Below are 17567 nucleotides of genomic sequence, written 5' to 3'. Positions count from 1 at the left end.
GTGACGACGGAAGCGATGATCGCTGAAAAGCCTAGGAAGGATACCGCTCCTGCTCTGCCGGCCGCCGCTGGCATGGACTTCTAAGCAGGCGATTGGGAAGGCTCGCCCTAGCCTCTCGGGGCGAGCCTTCGATTAGGAGGTGGAAGAATGGCTCAAGCAATAACAAAACCTTCGTCGACGTCTTTCGACAGCCGTGATCTTGCGGTCTGTCAGCGGGTTTTCGATGACATTCGATCGAGAACTGGAGTCATTAAGCAATCCGAAGAAGCAGAACGGATGGCGGCCATCACAGTGGAATTGTACAGGCAAGGTGTTCACGAACCGAGCCATCTAAAAACAATGGTCGAGGCCGCGAGAGGCCTCTTCGATCACCGGGCGCTCTAACCACAGGCGCCAAATGCAACCAAACATCGACCTGGCATCAAACGGGGTCAAGCTATGAGAAAGGAACGATTGGAAAATTCGATACCGGAGAAGGCGGCAGCGGCCATCAGCGCCGCGCACCTTCTTCATCCGGCGAAACATTTTGGCCATCCGCGTGAGGTCCTTGCTGCGGTTGAGATTGGCAAAGATGAAAAACGCGCCCTCCTCGCGTCGTGGGCTTCCGATATGTTTGCGATCGAGTCCACGCCCGGTCTCCGGCTGTATCATGGCGCGGATAAAGCCGTCACCTATGACGAGATCATCGACGCGCTAAAAAGCTTGGACGAAAACGATCAGCAGGTTGGAGAGGAGGGCCTGGCGAGATCGACCCTTCGCCGCAGCCCGCGATCGCGCCGATTCAGCGGCCTCGGCCTGTGCAGATATCGCAAAGGTGACCGCCGCCGACAGCTTTTGGGTTTCTAGACATTCCATCTGACGGCCGCGTACCTCCCGAATGACGCGCTCATCAGTTCTTCACGCAAACGGTACGGATCCACGATCGTGTCGAAATCCGGAGAGCCGGTGGAACAGGGTACCCTGCTTTGACGTCTGATCTCCGAACATGAATCTGTCGGAAACGAAAAAGCCTGCCGCGGGAGGAGGTGCGGCAGGCTTTTCAAAAGAATTGAACAACGGCTGGGAGGAGGAATGCCGCCGTTCCGTCAGGCGCCCCTTGGGAGGAGGAGTGGGTCGCCTGAACACGAAGCTATGCGGGAGGAAGTGCATTACTTCGATGCCCTAAAGATACCAGAGACTGCCCCGATCGCTAGCGTTCAGATCGCAATGCAGCCATGCGCATGTTGCAATGCAATGAAAACTTTCTGCTCATTTTTGGTCCATTATTTATGATGTAGGCGCAGCTTTCTGCGTACTCGGCTCGATGCCGAGAACGGATTCGATCACCTTGGCGGATGACGTTTCGCACCACTTCAGCATCGGGCCAGATCCAGCAAATCGATAGAGGTTGAAGCTGATAATATCTTTTCCGCCAAGCTCCTGGCCATAAAGCCAAGTCCGTTTTCCATCCCGCGATCGCTTGACGGTCACGCTCTATGCTCGACCGCCAAAATTTCCGTCAACATAGTCGTCGAGTAGTATCGCAAACGCGGCTTCAAATGAGGCAGGAACAGAAGAAAGCTCTTCTCGGCTGGAGGTCAGGGGCGCCAGGCATTCATCACAAATCCCACAGCCATCTCATCCATGCTCGATGCCGGGCGCAACTTTTGACAGCAGGGACAGGTTGTTGCGTCCGATGTGCAGTTGTCTTCTCGTTCCGGCGGAAGAATTTCGATACCGACTTCCAACAGCATATCGGCCGCGCTTTGATTCATGGCGATGCTCCAACTCAGGCCCACACCAGAGATAGTGAGCATCGGCGACTGCACAAGTCGGCAGGTTGCTATCGGAGAGAGCCGATCCCAGCAATAGCGTCGAGCAGCTTTCTTGACGATCTCCTTCCGACCTTGTTCATTCCCCCGGGTTCAAGCCCGCAAGCGCCTTTCAGATCAAAGTTTCCATCGACGAGATCCAGCCGGCGGTCTGGTGTCGGTTGATCCTGCCATCGATTGGACTCCTCGGCGAAGCCAAATTTGAAGAGGCGGGGGCTGCCACTTCAGGCAGTCGGTTATAGGCTTGCCGCGGTATCCGAGCGCGACATTGATATTTCGAACTGCGGGTGGCTGAGAACAGCGACATCCATCCCGGCCAGCAATCCACCTGGCGAAGTTTTACCCGTGTCGCATCTGACGAGGTCGACTTCCTAAATGTCGAGATCGTCATGCTCGGCCGCCTGCATGGCATAGCGGCACCATATAACGGCACCGTCCAGCACATCGCCGGACAGCTTGCGCAAAGGGAAGATTTTTCGAACCCGCTTCCTCTCGAAGGCATCCTGTCGCTTGTGAGCAGCAGCCGATGGCGTGGAGTTGAGCTTGCCGTGGCACGCTGAGTGGTGCTGGCTTAGGTTGCGGACCACGAGCTCCGGCTCACACACTTCAGCCGCACGTAGCTCATGAGGAACTGTTACGGGCATACGGACCACCTACTCAACCTCAGGCTCGTGCGACCACGATCCTGAAGCCATTGCCCCGCCAAAAACCGTCCGGTTCCAGGCTCCCGCGATAGGTGCAGCAGGCCTTAAGCTTGCCGCTGGAGAAACAACCGCCGCGCAGCACACGACGGATGGATGGTCCTGCATCCGGCGCCTCGCGGCCGTCGCCGGCGTAGGGGTATTTGTAATGCGGCGTTGCCATGTCATCGCCCCAAAGCGTCGTCGTCCACTCCCAGACCTGACCCGTCATGTCATAGCAGCCGTATGGTGACTTGCCCTTCGGGAATAGGCCGACGGCACAGGTGGTGTTGAACCCCGCCTCCTCGGAATTGGAGGCGTCGTCCCGCCATTCTGTTCCCCAGGGATAGACGATCTTTTCGGGCCTATTATCGGGCTGATCGCCGCGCGCCGCGCGCTCCCATTCCGGCTCCGTCGGCAGGCGCACGGCTTCGTCCGGCGAGATGCGTCCCTCGGCACGCCAGCGTTCGGTTAGCCAGTCGCAATAGGCGCGCGCATCGCGCCAAGTCAGATCCGTCGCAGGTGCGTTGCGGCGATCCTCGGCAAAGCCGTCAGGGCTACGCCAAAGGCGGTTGGTCTCTTCGATGAAGCCGCCATAGTCGCGGTTCGTGACGAGGTAGATGCCGATCTTGAACGCACCGACCGTCAATGGATGCGGCGGCGCTGAATTCGGATGCGTGTCTGAGCCGAAGGTTAAGTTTCCCGAGGGAACTTCGGCCAGCGCCTGCAGGTCACGCGGATCGCCCCAACGCGAGAGGATACGGGCCGCCTGTTCCCGTTGCGGCGCCGATAGCATTCCGTCAGCCACGATGGCGAGCAGATGTGCTGCAATACAGCCGCGAAGTGCGCTGGTCTCGGTCACAAGGTCGGCGGCAAGGAGCGCGCCGCGCAGGACGTCGTCGCCCTCGCCAGCCAGCAACGCTCCGATGAGCAGGTCAGCGGCCTCTGTGCCGGAAAGACGGTTGGCAAGGCCCCGCAGAACCGGTGCCCAGAGCACCGGGTGCGTCTGGAACGGCAGCACGGCCTTGTCGGCTGGCTCCGATGCCAGATGCCGCGCCGCCAGCAATTGGCGCACGCGGGTGACGGGAAACAGCGCGGGATCGTTGTTCTTTCCACTGAGCGCATCGAATGCCAGGCCGCAGAGGAGGCTAGCCGTCTTCTCGTCCCCGGCGATCCGCGCCACCCAGCGATCGGTAATCGCTTCGGCGGTCTTACCGGCGTCCCCGGCCGACATCGCCATGGCAAACTGCGCCGGGTTGCCGGCCGCCGCACCAAGCGCAACGTTTGACTGGACAAGGTCGAGCCCCGCCAGTCGGGCAGCCGCATCCATACGCTGGGTTTTCAGGAGCGGCAAGAGATCGTAGCGGACGCAGTCCGCCGGCAGCGGCCAGCTCTTGACGCTGGAGCTCTCGCCGAGCGCCAGCAACCGCACCCGAGGATGGGTCTTCTGGAACGTCAGCGCCTCGGCGAGCAGACGCGGACCTTCCGCGCCAGCGGCTTCGATTGCATCGAGGATGACAAGAATGGTGATACCGGCGTCCGCGAGCGCCTGATCGTCAAACACCGCGCGGGTGCCGGTCTGTTCGAGCAGATCGCCGAATGTCTGCGGACCGGTGACGGTCATGTAGACAGGAATGACATTATCGAGGTCCCAGCGCTCCTCATGCACGGCTCCAAGATCGTTTCGCGGTACCGGCCGTGGCCGCAAGGCCGATGCGCCCACGGACAGCCGGGAAGCAAGGTTGCGGGCGAAGCTCGTCTTGCCGCTGCCGGTCTCGCCGGTCAGGATGATCGCCGGATTGTCGCGAACCATCTCCAGCGCCGTAAAATGGACTGGTGGCTCGGGTTCAGCCTGATCCTTGAGCTTGCGCAGCCCCTTCGCGTCTTTGTCCTCGAAGGTGAAGTTGACCAGTAGCGGGATGTAGCCCGTCGCGAGATCCGCCACGGAGCCATCAGGCAAGCCAAGCAGCGGCACCTGACCAAAGGCCTTCGCTTCCGCAAGGATAGCGTCAAACGCGGGGTCGAGCAGCGTTTTGTTCGGGGTGGTCATTGAAACAGCTTTGCAACGTCGGGATTGTGGAAACGCTGGATCTCGATCGCGTAGCCGGCCGGATCCTCGAAGAAGAAATGCTCGCAGAATCGGCCGCGCAGCATCTCGGACTGTCCGGCGACGCCGGCTTCCTTCAGCCGCGAATGCCAGCCTTCGACATCCTGCGAAACGATCGTCAGCAGCACCGCGCTCTTTTCCTGATGCTTCAGATGGCCGCGATTGCCATCGACGATGCCGAAATAGCAGTTCTCGGCGATGCGATAGATGCGCGCCAAGCCCTGGTCGAGAACGAGTTCGAAGCCGAGCGTCTGTTCGTAGAACGGGACCACGGCATGGATGTCGTCATAGTAGAAGAAGGTGATCGAATAGTCGTTTTTCATGGTCTGTCCTCACAGGCTCAGGCGATGCTCAAGGTGCCCTTGTGATCGATGGATAGGCCGGCAATCTCCTTGCGCGCGGCGAAGACATCGACCGGATGCACGAGGTAGAGCCAGGGCGGATTGGCGTTGAGATGGGTCAGGCACGCCGCATAGGCAGCCTCGCGAGCCGCAGGCTCGACGGCGGCATTGGCCGCTGCGATCAGGCGTTCGGCCTCGGCGTCGTCATAGCCCTGCCACCACACGGCCTTGGTGATGCTGGAAATCTTGTCGTTCAAGATGCGGTAGGTGCTGTGCGGCGAGGAATCGAAGATTGCGAGATCCCCCATCTCCTTGCGGCCGATCTGGCGCGCATATTCCGGCCGGTCGGTCTCGATCTCGATTTCCACCTCGAAGCCGACGGCCTCCAGCGATGCCGCCACCAACCGGCTGACCTCGGGTGCGCGCTCCGGCATGAAGGTCGGTGTGCGCAGCTTGACGCGCTTGCTGCCCTCCACCTCACTAAGCAGTGCGCGCGCGCGCGCGGGATCATAGGGGATCGGAAACAGGCCGGCGCTCGCCATGCCGAGATGATAGGGGCTGACGATGCTCGATGAGGGCACGGCGAGGCCGTGGAAAATCTCGTCCGCGATGCGGGCGGTGTCGACCGCGAGATTGGCCGCAAGCCGCGCTTCAGGCGAGCGGAAGACGCCCGCCTGGCAATTGAGATAGAACATCACCGACAGCGTATTGACCGCCTTGCCCCACTGGAAGCGGTCGCCCATCTCAAGACGTTCATCGACGCGCTCGAGATTGAGGGCGGCGTCCACCGCGCCTGACGTCAGCATCTCAAGACGCTTGTCGGCGGAGGGTTCGACGATGGCAACGATCTCGCGCGGCTCGGCATGCCCGGCGACACGCTCAAGCACGGCTTTCGCCTTGGGCTCGAACGAGCGAACGCGAAATGGCCCGGTCCCGAGGATCGGCTGCCCATTGGGCGCTAAGCGGCAGATGTAGAACTCGGAGAAAATGTCGAGAATATCGGCGAAGGCATGGGGGTTGCGGACAACGACGGTGGTGTCGCCTTCGGCAGTGATGACGGCATCGGCGAGATAGCGCGCGTAGGACCACTTCATCCCGAACGTATCGACCGCTTCGAGAATTCCGTCGATGAACGCGATGACATCTCCCGCGACGCAGGGCTTCCCGTCATGAAAGGTCGCGCCCTCGCGGATCGAAAACCGCCACTCGCGGCCTTCGTCGCTATGCGTCCAATCGGAAAACAGCGCCGGCAGCACCTGTCCGTCGTGCCACTTCAACAGCGGCTCGAACACCAGGTTCTTCAGCGTCAGCACGCTGGTATCGTCTGTCACCCGCGTCGGCGGCAGGAAATCGACCTTCTCGAGGCTGATCGTCAGTGTGGACATTATAGGCCTCAGTCGAGTTCGCTGCGTCGGCGTGGATTGAACCAGTCCGCAAGGGAATCGCCGATCAGATTGAAGGACAACACGGCAAGCAGGATCGCCATGCCGGGCGCCAGGGCCACCCAGGCGGCACCACGCACGAATTGTAGGTTGGCCGACACATCCGCGCCCCACTCCGCCATCGGCGGCTGGGCGCCGAGGCCGAGGAAACCGAGGCTCGCGGTCTGCAGGATGGCGCTGCCGAGCGCCAGCGTCGATTGCACCAGGAGCGGCCCGAGGCCGTTCAGAAACACATAGCGGAAAAGCACGCGCGGCGTCGGCAGGCCGAGCGAGATCGCGGCTTCCACATAGGGTTTCACCGAGATGCTGAGCGCCTGGCTGCGGGCGACGCGGGCGAACTGCGGCGCCAGCGTGATCGCCACGGCGAGCATCGCGTTCTCAAGGCTCGGGCCGAAGGCCGCCGCGAGCGCAATCGCCAGCACCAGCGCCGGAAACGCCAGGATCGCATCGACGATGCGCATGATGACGCTATCCGTCCACCCACCGGCGAAACCGGCGAGCATGCCGAACGAGACACCGACGACGAAGGCGATCGCGACGACGCCGACCCCGATCGCAAGCGTCGCACGGCCGCCATGCATGATGCGGGTGAAGACGTCGCGGCCGAAGGCATCGGTGCCGAGCCAGTGGCTGAAGCTCGGCGCGGCAAGCTTGTGCAGCACGTCTAGCTTGGTCGGCGAATAGGGCGTGATCATTGGCCCGAAGACGATCACCAGCACGAGAGCGAGCAGGATGAGGCTGCCGGCCATGGCCAGCGTGTTCTTGCGCAGGAAGCTGAAAAACTCTGACATCGCGTTCACTTCATCTTCTTGCGGACGCGCGGATCAAGAACGCCGTGGAGGACGTCGACCACGATCGAGGTGAAAACGAATAGCAGCGCAAAGACCAGCGTCGTGCCCTGGATGACGGGATAGTCGCGGTTCTTGATCGCCTCGAACATGTAGCGCCCAATCCCCGGCCAGGCGAAGATGGTCTCCGTCAGGATGGCGCCGCCGAGCATCTCGGCGAATTTCAGGCCGATGACGGTGATCGCCGGCAAAAGCGAGTTGCGCAGCCCGTGATGGATGATCACGTCGCCGCGTCGTAGCCCCTTGGCCTTGGCGGTTCGGATGAAATCCTCGCCCATCACTTCGAGCATGGTGTTGCGCACGAAGCGACCGAGCGTGGCGGCAAGGAAAGCGGCGAGGACGGCGGTGGGCAGGATCAGGTGCTGCAGCGCGCTCAGCGCCGCCGCCCAATTGCCGGTGATCACGCCGTCGAGGATGGCGAAGCCGGTGACCGGTTCGGCAACGATGAAGGAGCTCATGCGACCGGAGACCGGCAACCAGCCGAGATAGGTGCCGAAGACCAGCTGCAGGATTAGCGCCAGCAGGAAGGCGGGCATGGAAACGCCGACCAGCGAGACGACGCGGGTCGCATGGTCGAAGACGGAATTGGGACGGGTGGCCGACAGAACGCCGATCGGGATGCCGATGATGACGGCGACGATGACGGCGAGCACCGAGAGCTCGATGGTGGCCGGCAGCCGCAGCAGGATTTCATGCGCGACCGGTTGGCCGGTCTTCAGCGAGATGCCGAAATCACCCTGCAGCAGGCCGCCGACATAATTCAGAAACTGGATCGGAAACGGCTGGTCGAGATCGAGCTGCGCCCGCAGCGCATCGATCTGCGCCTGCGTCGCTCCGGGTCCGAGAAGTGTCACGGCCGGATCGCCGGGAATGAAGCGCACCAGCGAAAAGACGATGACCAGCACGATACACATGACGGGTATCAACGCGATCAATCGGCGCAAGATGAAGGTCGCCATGCCCAGTTCTACTCACATCCTAGGGAAAGAACCCGCGGCGGCGAACCGCTGCGGATCGATTTTTCGTCAGTAAGGCGCGATGCGCCTCACTTCTTGGACACGCCCCAATACTCGTTGAGCGGAGGCGCGCTGTTGACCACCAAGCCCTCGACATTGGCGCGGGTGAAGACGATGAGCTTCGGGCTGAACAGATAGGCGCCCGGCACGCGCTTGACGATCTCTTCCTGCACCTGCTGATAGAGCGCCTTGCGGGCATCCATGTCGACCGTCTGCTGCGCCTTCAAGATCAGGTCGTCAAGCGCCTTGTCCTGAGGCATGCGGAAGGTCATCGCGGTGTCGGCGAGCGACGAGAGATAGCCGATGGTGATATGCGCGTCGGGATCGTTGTACCAGGGCTGGCGACCATCCAGTGCTGCGTCGAACTGGCCGACTGTCTGCAGCGCGCGGTAGGCCGGGAATTCGGTCTGCTCGATCGTTGCCGTGATGCCGATATCGGCGAGATTGGCTTGCACGAAGGTAGCGACGGCACCCCACAGCGGACCCTGGAAGCTGTAGAGCTTCAGGTTGATGGTGGAGGGATCGACGCCGGCTTCGGAGAGAAGGTTCTTTGCGAGCTCCGGATCGTAAGCGGGTGCCATGTCCTTGATCTTCGGATCGAACGCCCAGCTGTTCGAGGTCAGCGGACCGTAGACGCGTTCGGCCGTGCCGCCGAATACGCCGGTCAGCAGGCCGTCATAGTCGATGGCATGCGCAACCGCCTCGCGGACCTTGATATTGGCGAAGGGGCCATCCTTCTTGCTGTTGTTGAATTCCAGCTGGCGAATGATCTGGCTGGACGCCTCGATGATCTTGACGTCCTTGTTGGACTTCAGCGCTTCGATATCCTCGGCCGCGATGGCCGAGAGCTGGCCCTGCTGCTGCACGACGTCGACACCGCCGCTTTCGAGTTCCAGGCGCCGCGTCGAGGCATCGGGAATGACACGGTAGATGATGCGCGAGAGCTTGGGCGCGCCACGGAAGTAGTCGGGGTTGGCTTCAAGCACGACATTGGTATCGGCCTGCGCGCTCTTGAAGGAGAACGGCCCGGTGCCGACAGGATTGGCCGCGAACTTGTCGCCGTACTTCGCGACGGCAGCCGGGCTGACGATCGCCGACTGCGGCTGCGCCAGGATCGACAGGAATGCCGGATAGGGCTCGGAGAGCGTGATCTTGACCTCGGTCGGCGATACGACCGCGATATCCTTGATGAGGTCGAAGGTCGCCTTGACGTAGGAGTTGGTGGCCTTGGTGCGCTCCAGCGAGAACTTCACGGCGGCCGCATCGAATGGGGTGCCGTCCTGGAACTTCACGCCATCGCGCAGCTTGAAATCGAATTCCTTGCCGTCGGCCGAAACGGTCCAGTTGTTGGCGAGCCGGCCCTCGAGCTGCTTGAAATCGGGCGCGGTCCAGGCGACCAGCGTGTCGAACACGTTGAGAATGATCTCACTGCCGATCGGTTCGGCCTTGTTGGTGCCGGGCTCGAGGCTTACGGGATCGGAAGGAACGGCAACGACCAGCGTCTTCAATTGCTCGTCGCTCTGGGCATGCGCCGATCCGGAAAAGATCGGCAAGGCGACCAAGGCCGCGGCGGCAAGTCCTTTAAGCAGTTTCATTCGCACGACCCTTTCATGGTCTGGCCGGGACGCGTTCAACGTCGCCCGAGCCTCTCATTGTCAGCCTATCAAGGCCTTCCCCTTCTGATATTCCACGAAATATATCATTGCTTTTCCGGCTGTAAAGCCTTGGCTGCAAGCGTTTTGAACAAGTAGCGAATATGGCCTATTTATTGTGCATTTGCGAAAAGATTATTCCGCATAGCAGCATTCATGCGAAAAATTCAGGCCACCCACAGCTCACACAGGGTCGGCTCCCATTATGACCGGCCGCGACGGATCGCTCACCCAGGCCGACCACGATCCGGGATACATCGCCGCATCGATGCCGATCGACGCCAGCGCCAGCACCGTGTGCGCGGCAGACATCCCGGCACCGCAATAGACGCCCACCGGCTTCCGCCCATCGGCGCCGAGCGCGCGATACATCTCCTTCAGCGTCGCCGTATCGGTAAAGTTGCCGTAATCGGTGACGTTGTCGGGCGCCGGCGCGCTGAGCGCATACGGGATATGCCCGCGTGGCGGCTGGCCGGGAAGCGACGCGCCGCCGATGTAGTTCGGACGGATACGGGCATCCAGGAGCACGCCATCGACGGCGAGACGCAGCGCCTCATCCGGCCCGATTTCGCTCATGTGACCTGAAGTCAGCGTGACATCGCTTGGCGTTGGATGAGAAACCGCTTCGGTGACGGGAAGGCCGGCGGTCAACCAGACTGGGAAGCCGCCGTCAAGCACCCGCACGTCAGGAAGACCGGCCCAGCGTAACACCCACCAGGCCCGCGCCGCCGTCATGCCGCGATCGGCGTCATAGATGACGATCGTGCTCTCGCGGCGCAGCCCCCAGGCGCGCGCCTTGGCCTGCAGCACCGCGATATCGGGCAAAGGCCGCTGCCCGCCCTCGACGGTCGCCGGCGATTGGAAATCCTCATAGGCTTGCGTATCGATCGCACCCTCGATGCGCGCCCCCTTGAAAGAAGCCTGGCCGGTATAGGGATTGATCGAGTGAACCGCGATCACGGTCACATCGGCGCCCGATGCGCGCATCTTCTGCAGCTGAGTAGGGGTGAGCAAAACGGTCTGGCGCTGCGCGTCTGTCATGTCGGTCTCCGATCGATCCGGTGAGGCACCTGTCTGCATCTATGTCAGCGGCAGATTTGTCGATTGGGAACAAGATCGCAAGTTTAAAATATCTTACGTGATATTCCACGAGGTATTTTTATTGACATTTGTCCATTGACGCGTTGCAATATCGACCTGCCAGCTTTGCCGTGACCCGGAGTATCCGCGCTTGACAGTCCTTTCGGTCGAAAATCTCACCACGTCCTTCCGCAGAAATGGCGCGTGGACGCCTGTCGTCAACGACGTGAGCTTCAGCATCGCGGCGGGCGAGACGGTCGCGATCGTCGGCGAATCCGGCTCGGGAAAAAGCGTCACCGCAATGTCGATCATGCGGCTGCTGCCGGAGCGCACGTCGCGGGTATCAGGCAAGATCACGCTCGGCGGCACCGACATCCTGTCGCTGCCGGAGCGGCAGATGCAGGACGTGCGCGGCAACGACATCGCCATGATCTTCCAGGAACCCATGACCTCGCTCAACCCGGTCCTGACGGTCGGGCGCCAGATCGCCGAGGCAATTATCCGCCATCGCGGCTGCTCGAAAAAGGAAGCACGCGCCGAGGCCGTGCGCCTGCTCGAGCGCGTGAGAATTCCGGCCGCAGCAAGCCGATACGACGAATATCCGCACCAGCTCTCCGGCGGCATGCTCCAGCGTGTGATGATCGCGATGGCGCTCGCCTGCCGGCCCAAGCTGCTGATTGCTGACGAGCCGACCACCGCACTCGACGTCACCGTCCAGGCGGAGATCCTGCAGCTCATCAAGTCGCTGCAGGACGAGGAGAACATGGCCGTTCTCTTCATCACCCACGACATGGGCGTCGTCGCCGAAATAGCCGACCGCACGGTGGTGATGTTCCGTTCGCGCGCGCTGGAGATCGGCAAGACCGAACAGATTTTCAAAGCGCCCGCCAATGTCTACACCAAGGCGCTGCTGTCGGCCGTTCCGAGGCTGGGCTCGATGGACGGCCGCGCCTTTCCGGCCACGCTGCCGCTGACGGATACGGACACGGGCGTTGCCTCGCCGGAACGCGAGATCGCCGGCACCGTCGAAACCGGCAAGCGCCCTATCCTTGAGGTCCGCAATCTCGTCACCCGTTTCGACATCAAGTCGGGGCTTTTCGGGCGGGTCAGCGGCCGCGTGCATGCCGTCGAAAACGTCTCCTTCGATATCCATGAGGGGGAAACGCTCTCGCTGGTCGGCGAATCCGGATGCGGAAAGTCGACCACCGGTCGCTCCGTGTTGCGCCTCATCGAGCCCGTCAGCGGTTCCATTCATATCGACGGCCAGGATATCAGAGCGCTCGACCAAGCAAAGCTTACGAAGCAGCGCCAGCATATGCAGATGATCTTCCAGGACCCATTTTCGAGCCTCAATCCCCGCATGCGCGTCGGTGATGCCATCATGGAGCCAATGATCACGCATGGCCTCGCGACAGCGAAGGAGGCGCGCGAAAAGGTGGCGGATCTGATGGTGCGCGTCGGCCTGCAGGCCGATATGGCGCGGCGCTTTCCGCATGAATTCTCGGGCGGACAGCGACAGCGTATCAGCATCGCCCGCGCGCTCACCCTCAATCCCGGTCTGATCGTCGCCGACGAGGCGGTCTCCGCACTCGACGTATCGATCAAGGCGCAGGTCGTGAATCTGATGATGGAGCTGCAGGAGCAGCTGAAGATCGCCTACCTCTTCATCAGCCACGACATGGCCATCGTCGAGCGTGTCAGCCACCGCGTCGCGGTCATGTATCTCGGCGAGATCGTCGAAATCGGCACGCGCGAGCAGATTTTCAGCAATCCGCAACACGGCTATACACGCAAGCTCTTGAGCGCGGTTCCGATCGCCGATCCGGCCCGCCGTCACATCCGCCGCGCGACACCCGGCGGCGAGATCGGCAGCGCCATCAGGCCCGCCGACTACCAGCCGCCTGTCGCCCGCTATGACGAACCGGCGCCCGGCCACCTCGTCAAGGTCGCCTGACGCGACGACGGGCGCCGACTTAAAGCGTCAGCCCCACCTGCCCCGTTGCGACGAGCGCGCCCAGTATCCCCTGGCGCGTATTCTCGTTGTGCTCGACCACGGCGTCGCGCGCCTTGTCGGCATCACGCTTTCGCAGCGCCGCCACGATGCGATGATGGTCGTCATTCGTCTCCGGATTGATGTCGCGAACGCGGGCGCCCATGTAGAACAGCCGCGCGCATTCCTCGAGATGGCTCATGACCAGCGCATAGAGGCGCGGATTGCGCGAGCCGCGCGCGATCGCGGAGTGGAACTCCTGATTGGAATCGACGAAGGTCTTGGTGCTGACTTCCTCGCCGATCACATAGCTGACATCGGCGAGCTGATCGAGAAGATCGAGATCGGCATCACTAAGGTTCTTGGCGGCCAGTGCGGCCGCAGTCCCCTCCAGCATCCCACGGATGGCGAAGAGGTCGTTCATGTCCTTTACCGTCACCGGTGTCACTCGGTAGCCGCGCCGGGGATAAGCCTCCATGAAGCCTTCGACACAAAGCCGCGCCAGGGCCTCGCGCACCGGCGTCTTGCTGACCGACAGCTGCTCGGCCAGCTCCGGCTCCGAGACCTCCACGCCGGGCGCCAGGTCGCCGGTGATGATGCGCTCGCGAAGAACGGCATAAGCCGTCTCCGTCAGCGACTTTCCACGCTTGCCGCTCGACGTGTCCGCTTTAATCAAAATCAATCTCCAGTTTCCGATTTCGGCGGCGTCATCCGTCGAGCCGAGCATCAACATAGGCGAGCAATCCGCCAATTTCCACGAACACTTCGCATCATCAGGCCTGCGCCAACAGAACTTTGACAAGCTAATTTTTCTGATATACTACGTAATATATTTATTGGACGCAATGCTGTCCCCCAGCAGGTATCGCCTTGTCAGAAATTCTCGTCATCAATCCCAACAGCTCCGTCTCGGTCACCCGGTCGATGGAGACGTGCCTTGGCATCGTTCGCGGCGCCAGCCGCCATGACATTCGTTGCACGGAACTGCAGAAATCCCCGCCCGGCATCGAGACTGACGCACATGTCGCCGAGGTGATACCCAACATTCTCGAAGCGATCGCGGTCTCCGACGCCGATGCCTTCGTTCTTTCATGCTTTTCCGATCCCGGCATCGCCGCCGTAAGAAAGGCGACAACGCGTCCCGTCGTCGGCATCGCCGAGGCCGCCTATCTTGCGGCGCTGGGCCTTGGACAGAAGTTCGGCATCGTCTCGCTCGGCCAATCCTCGATCGACCGCCACCTGCGCTATCTCAAGGTGCTCGGCTTCGACGGCCGGCTCGCCGGTGATCGCTCCATCGACATGACGGTCGTCCAGCTCATGGCCGGCGATGTGGTCGAAACCGTTGCCCGCACGGCGCGCCTGCTGCGCGACGAGGACGGCGCCGACGTCATCATTCTCGGCTGCGCCGGCCTCGGCGGCTATCGCCAGGCAATGCAGGACGCGCTCGGCATTCCCGTCATCGATCCGGTTCAGGCCGGCGTGGCACTCGCCTGCACCACTCTCGATCTGCAATACGGAAGGCACGCATCATGACCTACGACATCGTCATTCGCGGCACCGCCGTGCTGCCCGAGGGACCGCTTGACAATGCCTGGATCGCTATCCGCGACGGCAAGATCGCCGCGATTGGCACCGGCGAGGCGCCTGATGCGGCCCAGAGTTTCGACGCCGGCGCGGACCTGCTCATCCCCGGCGTCATCGACGGCCAGACGCACGCCTGCAGCTATGGCGGCCTGCCGGGCATACGCTCCACGACGCGCTCGGCGGTTGCCGGCGGCATCACCACCATCGTCGACATGCCCTACGACAATCCCGATCCGCTCAACTCGGTCGCTAAGCTGGACGCCAAGGTCGCAGCAATCCGCGAGAACGCCCACACCAACGTCGCCCTCTACGGCACGGTCATGCCCGGCCAGTCCACCGACGAGATCGACGGCCTGATCAAAGGCGGCGTCGTCGCCTTCAAGATCTCGACCTTCGAAAGCAGCCCGACCCGCTTCCCGCGCATCTCCTCCAACCAGACGCTGGAGATCTTCACCGCGCTGGCCGAGACCGCGATCCCGCTCGGCGTGCACAATGAAGACCAGGAAATCGTTCGCGCCAACATCGCCGCCGCCAAGGCCGCCGGTCGCGACGGCATCGAGGCGCATTCCGAAAGCCGACCACCGGCCGCCGAAATGGCCGCGACCGCGCAGTTCCTCGAACTCGGAGCCGCCGCCGGCGCGCACGCCCACATCGTGCACCTGACGACGACGCGTGGCTTCGACCTCGTCGAAAACTACCTGACGGACGGCTATCGCGCCACCGGCGAACTCTGCGTCCATTATCTGTGGCTCGACCCCGAAATCGACGGCCCGGCGCTCGGCGCCAAGATGAAGGTCAACCCGCCGATCCGCCCCGGCCAGATCGAACTGCTCTGGGACGACGTCGTGGCGGGCCGTGTCGCCTTCGTCAGCTCCGACCATTCGAGCTGGCCGATCGACAACAAGTTCACGGCATCGATCTTCGACGCCGGCGCCGGCGTTCCCGGCCTCGAGACCCTGTTGCCCGCCTTCTACACCGGTGCCGAGATACGCGGCTTCGATGCCGTGAAGCTGACCGTCGAGCAGCTGTGCGAACGCCCCGCCAAGTTCTTCGGCCTGTGGCCGCAAAAGGGCGCGCTTGTCGTTGGCGCGGATGCCGACATTGCCATTCTCAAGATGGAATCGCAGGTCTGGGATTCGTCCAAGGCCCATGATGAGCTCCGCTGGAGCCCCTTCGACGGCCGCGAATTCAGCGTTCGCGTCGCCCGCACCTATGTCGGCGGCAAGCTCGCCTATGATGGGACGGAGATCGTCAATGCCCCCGGCGACGGCCAGTATGTCGGCCGCGGCAATTCCGCCTGGTTCTGAGTGTTCTAGCGAGGAGAATACATGTCACACATCACAGCCGACGCCTCGGGCGTCTTCGTCATCGCCTGCACCCCTTTCGACGAGAGCGGCGCGATCGACGCGGCCAGCATCGATAGCATGGTCGATTTCTATTATGGAAAAGGCGCCGACGGCCTGACGATCCTGGGCATGATGGGCGAGGCGCCGAAGCTGACCCAGGCGGAATCGATCGACGTGACGCGCCGGACGCTCGCCCGCTCGGCCGGCAAGCCCGTCGTCGTCGGCGTTTCCGCGCCCGGCCTTGCCGCGATCGGCGAACTGACCAAGGCGGTGATGGATATCGGCGCTGCCGGCGTCATGGTTGCGCCACCGTCCAGCCTGCGCACCGACGACCAGATTGCCACCTATTACCGCGACGTCGTCGAAACCATCGGCACCGACGTCCCCGTCGTGCTCCAGGACTTTCCGCTGGCAACCGGCGTCCAGATCAGCTCGAAAACCCTCGGGGCGATCTTCGAGGCACATCCGAGCATCGTCATGCTGAAGCACGAGGACTGGCCCGGCCTGCAGAAGATCGCCGACCTGCGCGCCGCCGAGGCCAAGGGTCGCCGACGCGTCTCGATCCTGTGCGGCAATGCTGGCGTCTTCCTGCCGGAGGAAATGCAGCGCGGCGCCGATGGCGCCATGACCGGTTTTGCCTATCCAGAAATGATGGCCGGTGTTTGCCGACTCAGCAATGAAGGCCGGCATGAGGAGGCTCATGATCTCTTCGACGCATATCTCCCCCTCATGCGCTACGAGCAGCAACCGGGTCTCGGCCTCGCCGTTCGCAAATATGTATTGGCCAAGCGCGGCGCGATCGCCAGCGCCGCCCAGCGCCGCCCCGGTGCGGCATTGAATGCAGCGGCGGTGGCCGAAGTCGAGCGGCTGATTGCCCGCCAGGAAAAGAAACTAGGAGCTTTGAACTAATGGACCTGCAGATCTCTGGTAAAAAGGCACTCGTTCTCGGCGCCAGCCGTGGCCTCGGCGCCGCCATCGCGGCCGGCCTTGCGGCCGAAGGCGTCAAGGTCTTCGCCGCCGCCCGCGGCGCAGACAAGATCCAGGCGACCGAAAACATCGTTCCGGTGGCCGTCGATCTCTCCGATGCCGCTTCGGTCGAAGTGCTGATCGAGAAGCTCAACGCGGAAGGCGGTGTCGATATCGTCGTCAACAATTCCGGCGGCCCGAAGGCCGGTCCGGCGCTCGGTCAGTCCTCGGAGAACTGGGTTGCCGCCTTCCAGTCGATGGCGACCTCAATCTTTTCGATCACCGACGCCATGCTCACGGGCATGATCACCCGCAAGTGGGGGCGCGTCATCACCATCGGCTCCTCCGGCGTCGTCCAGCCGATCGCCAATCTCGCTTTGTCGAACGGCGTGCGCGCCGCTGTCGCCGGCTGGTCGAAGACGCTCGCCTCCGAAGTCGCCCGCCACGGCATCACCGTCAACTTGATCCTCCCCGGCCGCATCGCCACCGACCGCGTTCGCGAGCTCGATGGCATCAAGGCCGAGAAGACGGGCGCCTCGCTTGAGGCGGTTCAGGAAGCATCGCGCAACGAAATTCCGGTCGGCCGCTACGGCAAGCCCGAGGAGTTCGCGGCCGTCGCCGTATTCCTGGCGAGTTCTCAGGCGAGCTATGTCACGGGATCGTCCATCCGCGTCGATGGCGGCATGATCAGAGGACTGTAAGCA

The 17567-nt window shown here is 62.4% G+C and carries 18 protein-coding genes and 1 pseudogene; 9 read left to right on the top strand and 10 right to left on the bottom strand.

All coding sequences use genetic code 11. From position 1 onward, the window contains the following. Positions 1–147 precede the first annotated feature (147 nt). The 3 genes and pseudogenes from ACCD05_RS28280 to ACCD05_RS28270 form a co-directional block, all read left to right on the top strand. Positions 148–384 (top strand): hypothetical protein, encoded by a 237-nt coding sequence (locus tag ACCD05_RS28280; RefSeq protein WP_111564708.1) that lies wholly within the window; start codon positions 148–150, stop codon positions 382–384. A gap of 54 nt (positions 385–438) precedes the next feature. Next, complete coding sequence (locus tag ACCD05_RS28275; RefSeq protein WP_111564707.1) at positions 439–846, top strand: hypothetical protein; 408 nt, start codon at positions 439–441, stop codon at positions 844–846. 24 nt (positions 847–870) lie between these two features. Further along, positions 871–969, top strand: a pseudogene (locus ACCD05_RS28270) (SOS response-associated peptidase); the annotation flags it as partial. Positions 970–1266: 297 nt separating this feature from the next. Here the strand turns inward: ACCD05_RS28270 and ACCD05_RS28265 are convergent. Together ACCD05_RS28265 and ACCD05_RS28260 are read right to left on the bottom strand one after the other, a co-directional pair. Further along, positions 1267–1470, bottom strand: a complete 204-nt coding sequence (locus tag ACCD05_RS28265; protein WP_413396858.1) for a hypothetical protein — start codon at positions 1468–1470, stop codon at positions 1267–1269. Between the two features lie 107 nt (positions 1471–1577). Then, positions 1578–1754, bottom strand: coding sequence for a hypothetical protein (locus ACCD05_RS28260; RefSeq protein WP_162718185.1), 177 nt, complete (start codon positions 1752–1754; stop codon positions 1578–1580). A 344-nt stretch (positions 1755–2098) separates the two neighbouring features. On the opposite strand from ACCD05_RS28260, the gene ACCD05_RS28255 reads away from it, so the two are divergent. Next, entirely contained in the window at positions 2099–2371 is a 273-nt protein-coding gene (locus ACCD05_RS28255) for a hypothetical protein (RefSeq protein WP_111564706.1), read from the top strand. A gap of 103 nt (positions 2372–2474) precedes the next feature. Here ACCD05_RS28255 and ACCD05_RS28250 read toward each other — a convergent pair whose 3' ends face one another. The 7 genes from ACCD05_RS28250 to ACCD05_RS28220 form a co-directional block, all read right to left on the bottom strand. Then, positions 2475–4541 (bottom strand): SUMF1/EgtB/PvdO family nonheme iron enzyme, encoded by a 2067-nt coding sequence (locus ACCD05_RS28250; protein ID WP_413396856.1) that lies wholly within the window; start codon positions 4539–4541, stop codon positions 2475–2477. Then, a complete protein-coding gene (locus ACCD05_RS28245; protein WP_111564704.1) occupies positions 4538–4921 on the bottom strand; it encodes a VOC family protein in 384 nt (127 codons plus the stop codon). The genes ACCD05_RS28250 and ACCD05_RS28245 overlap by 4 nt, the downstream gene beginning before the upstream one ends. Before the next feature lie 17 nt (positions 4922–4938). Next, entirely contained in the window at positions 4939–6324 is a 1386-nt protein-coding gene (locus tag ACCD05_RS28240; protein ID WP_111564703.1) for an ABC transporter substrate-binding protein, read from the bottom strand. An 8-nt stretch (positions 6325–6332) separates the two neighbouring features. Next, entirely contained in the window at positions 6333–7172 is an 840-nt protein-coding gene (locus ACCD05_RS28235) for an ABC transporter permease (RefSeq protein ID WP_111564702.1), read from the bottom strand. A 5-nt stretch (positions 7173–7177) separates the two neighbouring features. Beyond that, on the bottom strand, positions 7178–8188 hold the full coding sequence (locus ACCD05_RS28230; protein WP_111564701.1) for an ABC transporter permease: 1011 nt from the start codon (positions 8186–8188) through the stop codon (positions 7178–7180). 86 nt (positions 8189–8274) lie between these two features. Then, on the bottom strand, positions 8275–9840 hold the full coding sequence (locus ACCD05_RS28225) for an ABC transporter substrate-binding protein (protein ID WP_111564700.1): 1566 nt from the start codon (positions 9838–9840) through the stop codon (positions 8275–8277). Between the two features lie 240 nt (positions 9841–10080). Then, entirely contained in the window at positions 10081–10938 is an 858-nt protein-coding gene (locus ACCD05_RS28220; RefSeq protein WP_162718187.1) for a rhodanese-like domain-containing protein, read from the bottom strand. Between the two features lie 190 nt (positions 10939–11128). On the opposite strand from ACCD05_RS28220, the gene ACCD05_RS28215 reads away from it, so the two are divergent. Next, positions 11129–12931, top strand: a complete 1803-nt coding sequence (locus ACCD05_RS28215; RefSeq protein ID WP_112436903.1) for an ABC transporter ATP-binding protein — start codon at positions 11129–11131, stop codon at positions 12929–12931. 19 nt (positions 12932–12950) lie between these two features. Here ACCD05_RS28215 and ACCD05_RS28210 read toward each other — a convergent pair whose 3' ends face one another. Further along, positions 12951–13643: a GntR family transcriptional regulator gene (locus ACCD05_RS28210; RefSeq protein ID WP_111564715.1), complete on the bottom strand. Its 693-nt coding sequence runs from the start codon at positions 13641–13643 to the stop codon at positions 12951–12953. Between the two features lie 194 nt (positions 13644–13837). On the opposite strand from ACCD05_RS28210, the gene ACCD05_RS28205 reads away from it, so the two are divergent. From ACCD05_RS28205 to ACCD05_RS28190, 4 genes are read left to right on the top strand one after another with little or no spacing between them, the layout of a single operon-like run. Beyond that, the gene (locus tag ACCD05_RS28205; protein ID WP_111564697.1) at positions 13838–14500 is read left to right on the top strand and encodes an aspartate/glutamate racemase family protein; all 663 of its coding nucleotides are present in this window, start codon (positions 13838–13840) and stop codon (positions 14498–14500) included. After that, positions 14497–15858, top strand: a complete 1362-nt coding sequence (locus ACCD05_RS28200; protein WP_111564696.1) for an amidohydrolase family protein — start codon at positions 14497–14499, stop codon at positions 15856–15858. Before ACCD05_RS28205 ends, ACCD05_RS28200 begins: the two co-directional genes overlap by 4 nt. A gap of 21 nt (positions 15859–15879) precedes the next feature. Next, on the top strand, positions 15880–16806 hold the full coding sequence (locus ACCD05_RS28195) for a dihydrodipicolinate synthase family protein (RefSeq protein WP_112436902.1): 927 nt from the start codon (positions 15880–15882) through the stop codon (positions 16804–16806). Continuing rightward, positions 16806–17564, top strand: coding sequence for an SDR family oxidoreductase (locus ACCD05_RS28190; RefSeq protein ID WP_112436901.1), 759 nt, complete (start codon positions 16806–16808; stop codon positions 17562–17564). Before ACCD05_RS28195 ends, ACCD05_RS28190 begins: the two co-directional genes overlap by 1 nt. Positions 17565–17567 lie beyond the last annotated feature (3 nt).

It is taken from the genome of Rhizobium sp. Rhizsp42, assembly GCF_047304155.1.
Classification (GTDB): Bacteria; Pseudomonadota; Alphaproteobacteria; order Rhizobiales; family Rhizobiaceae; genus Rhizobium.
This window is presented reverse-complemented; position numbering and strand designations above follow the sequence as displayed.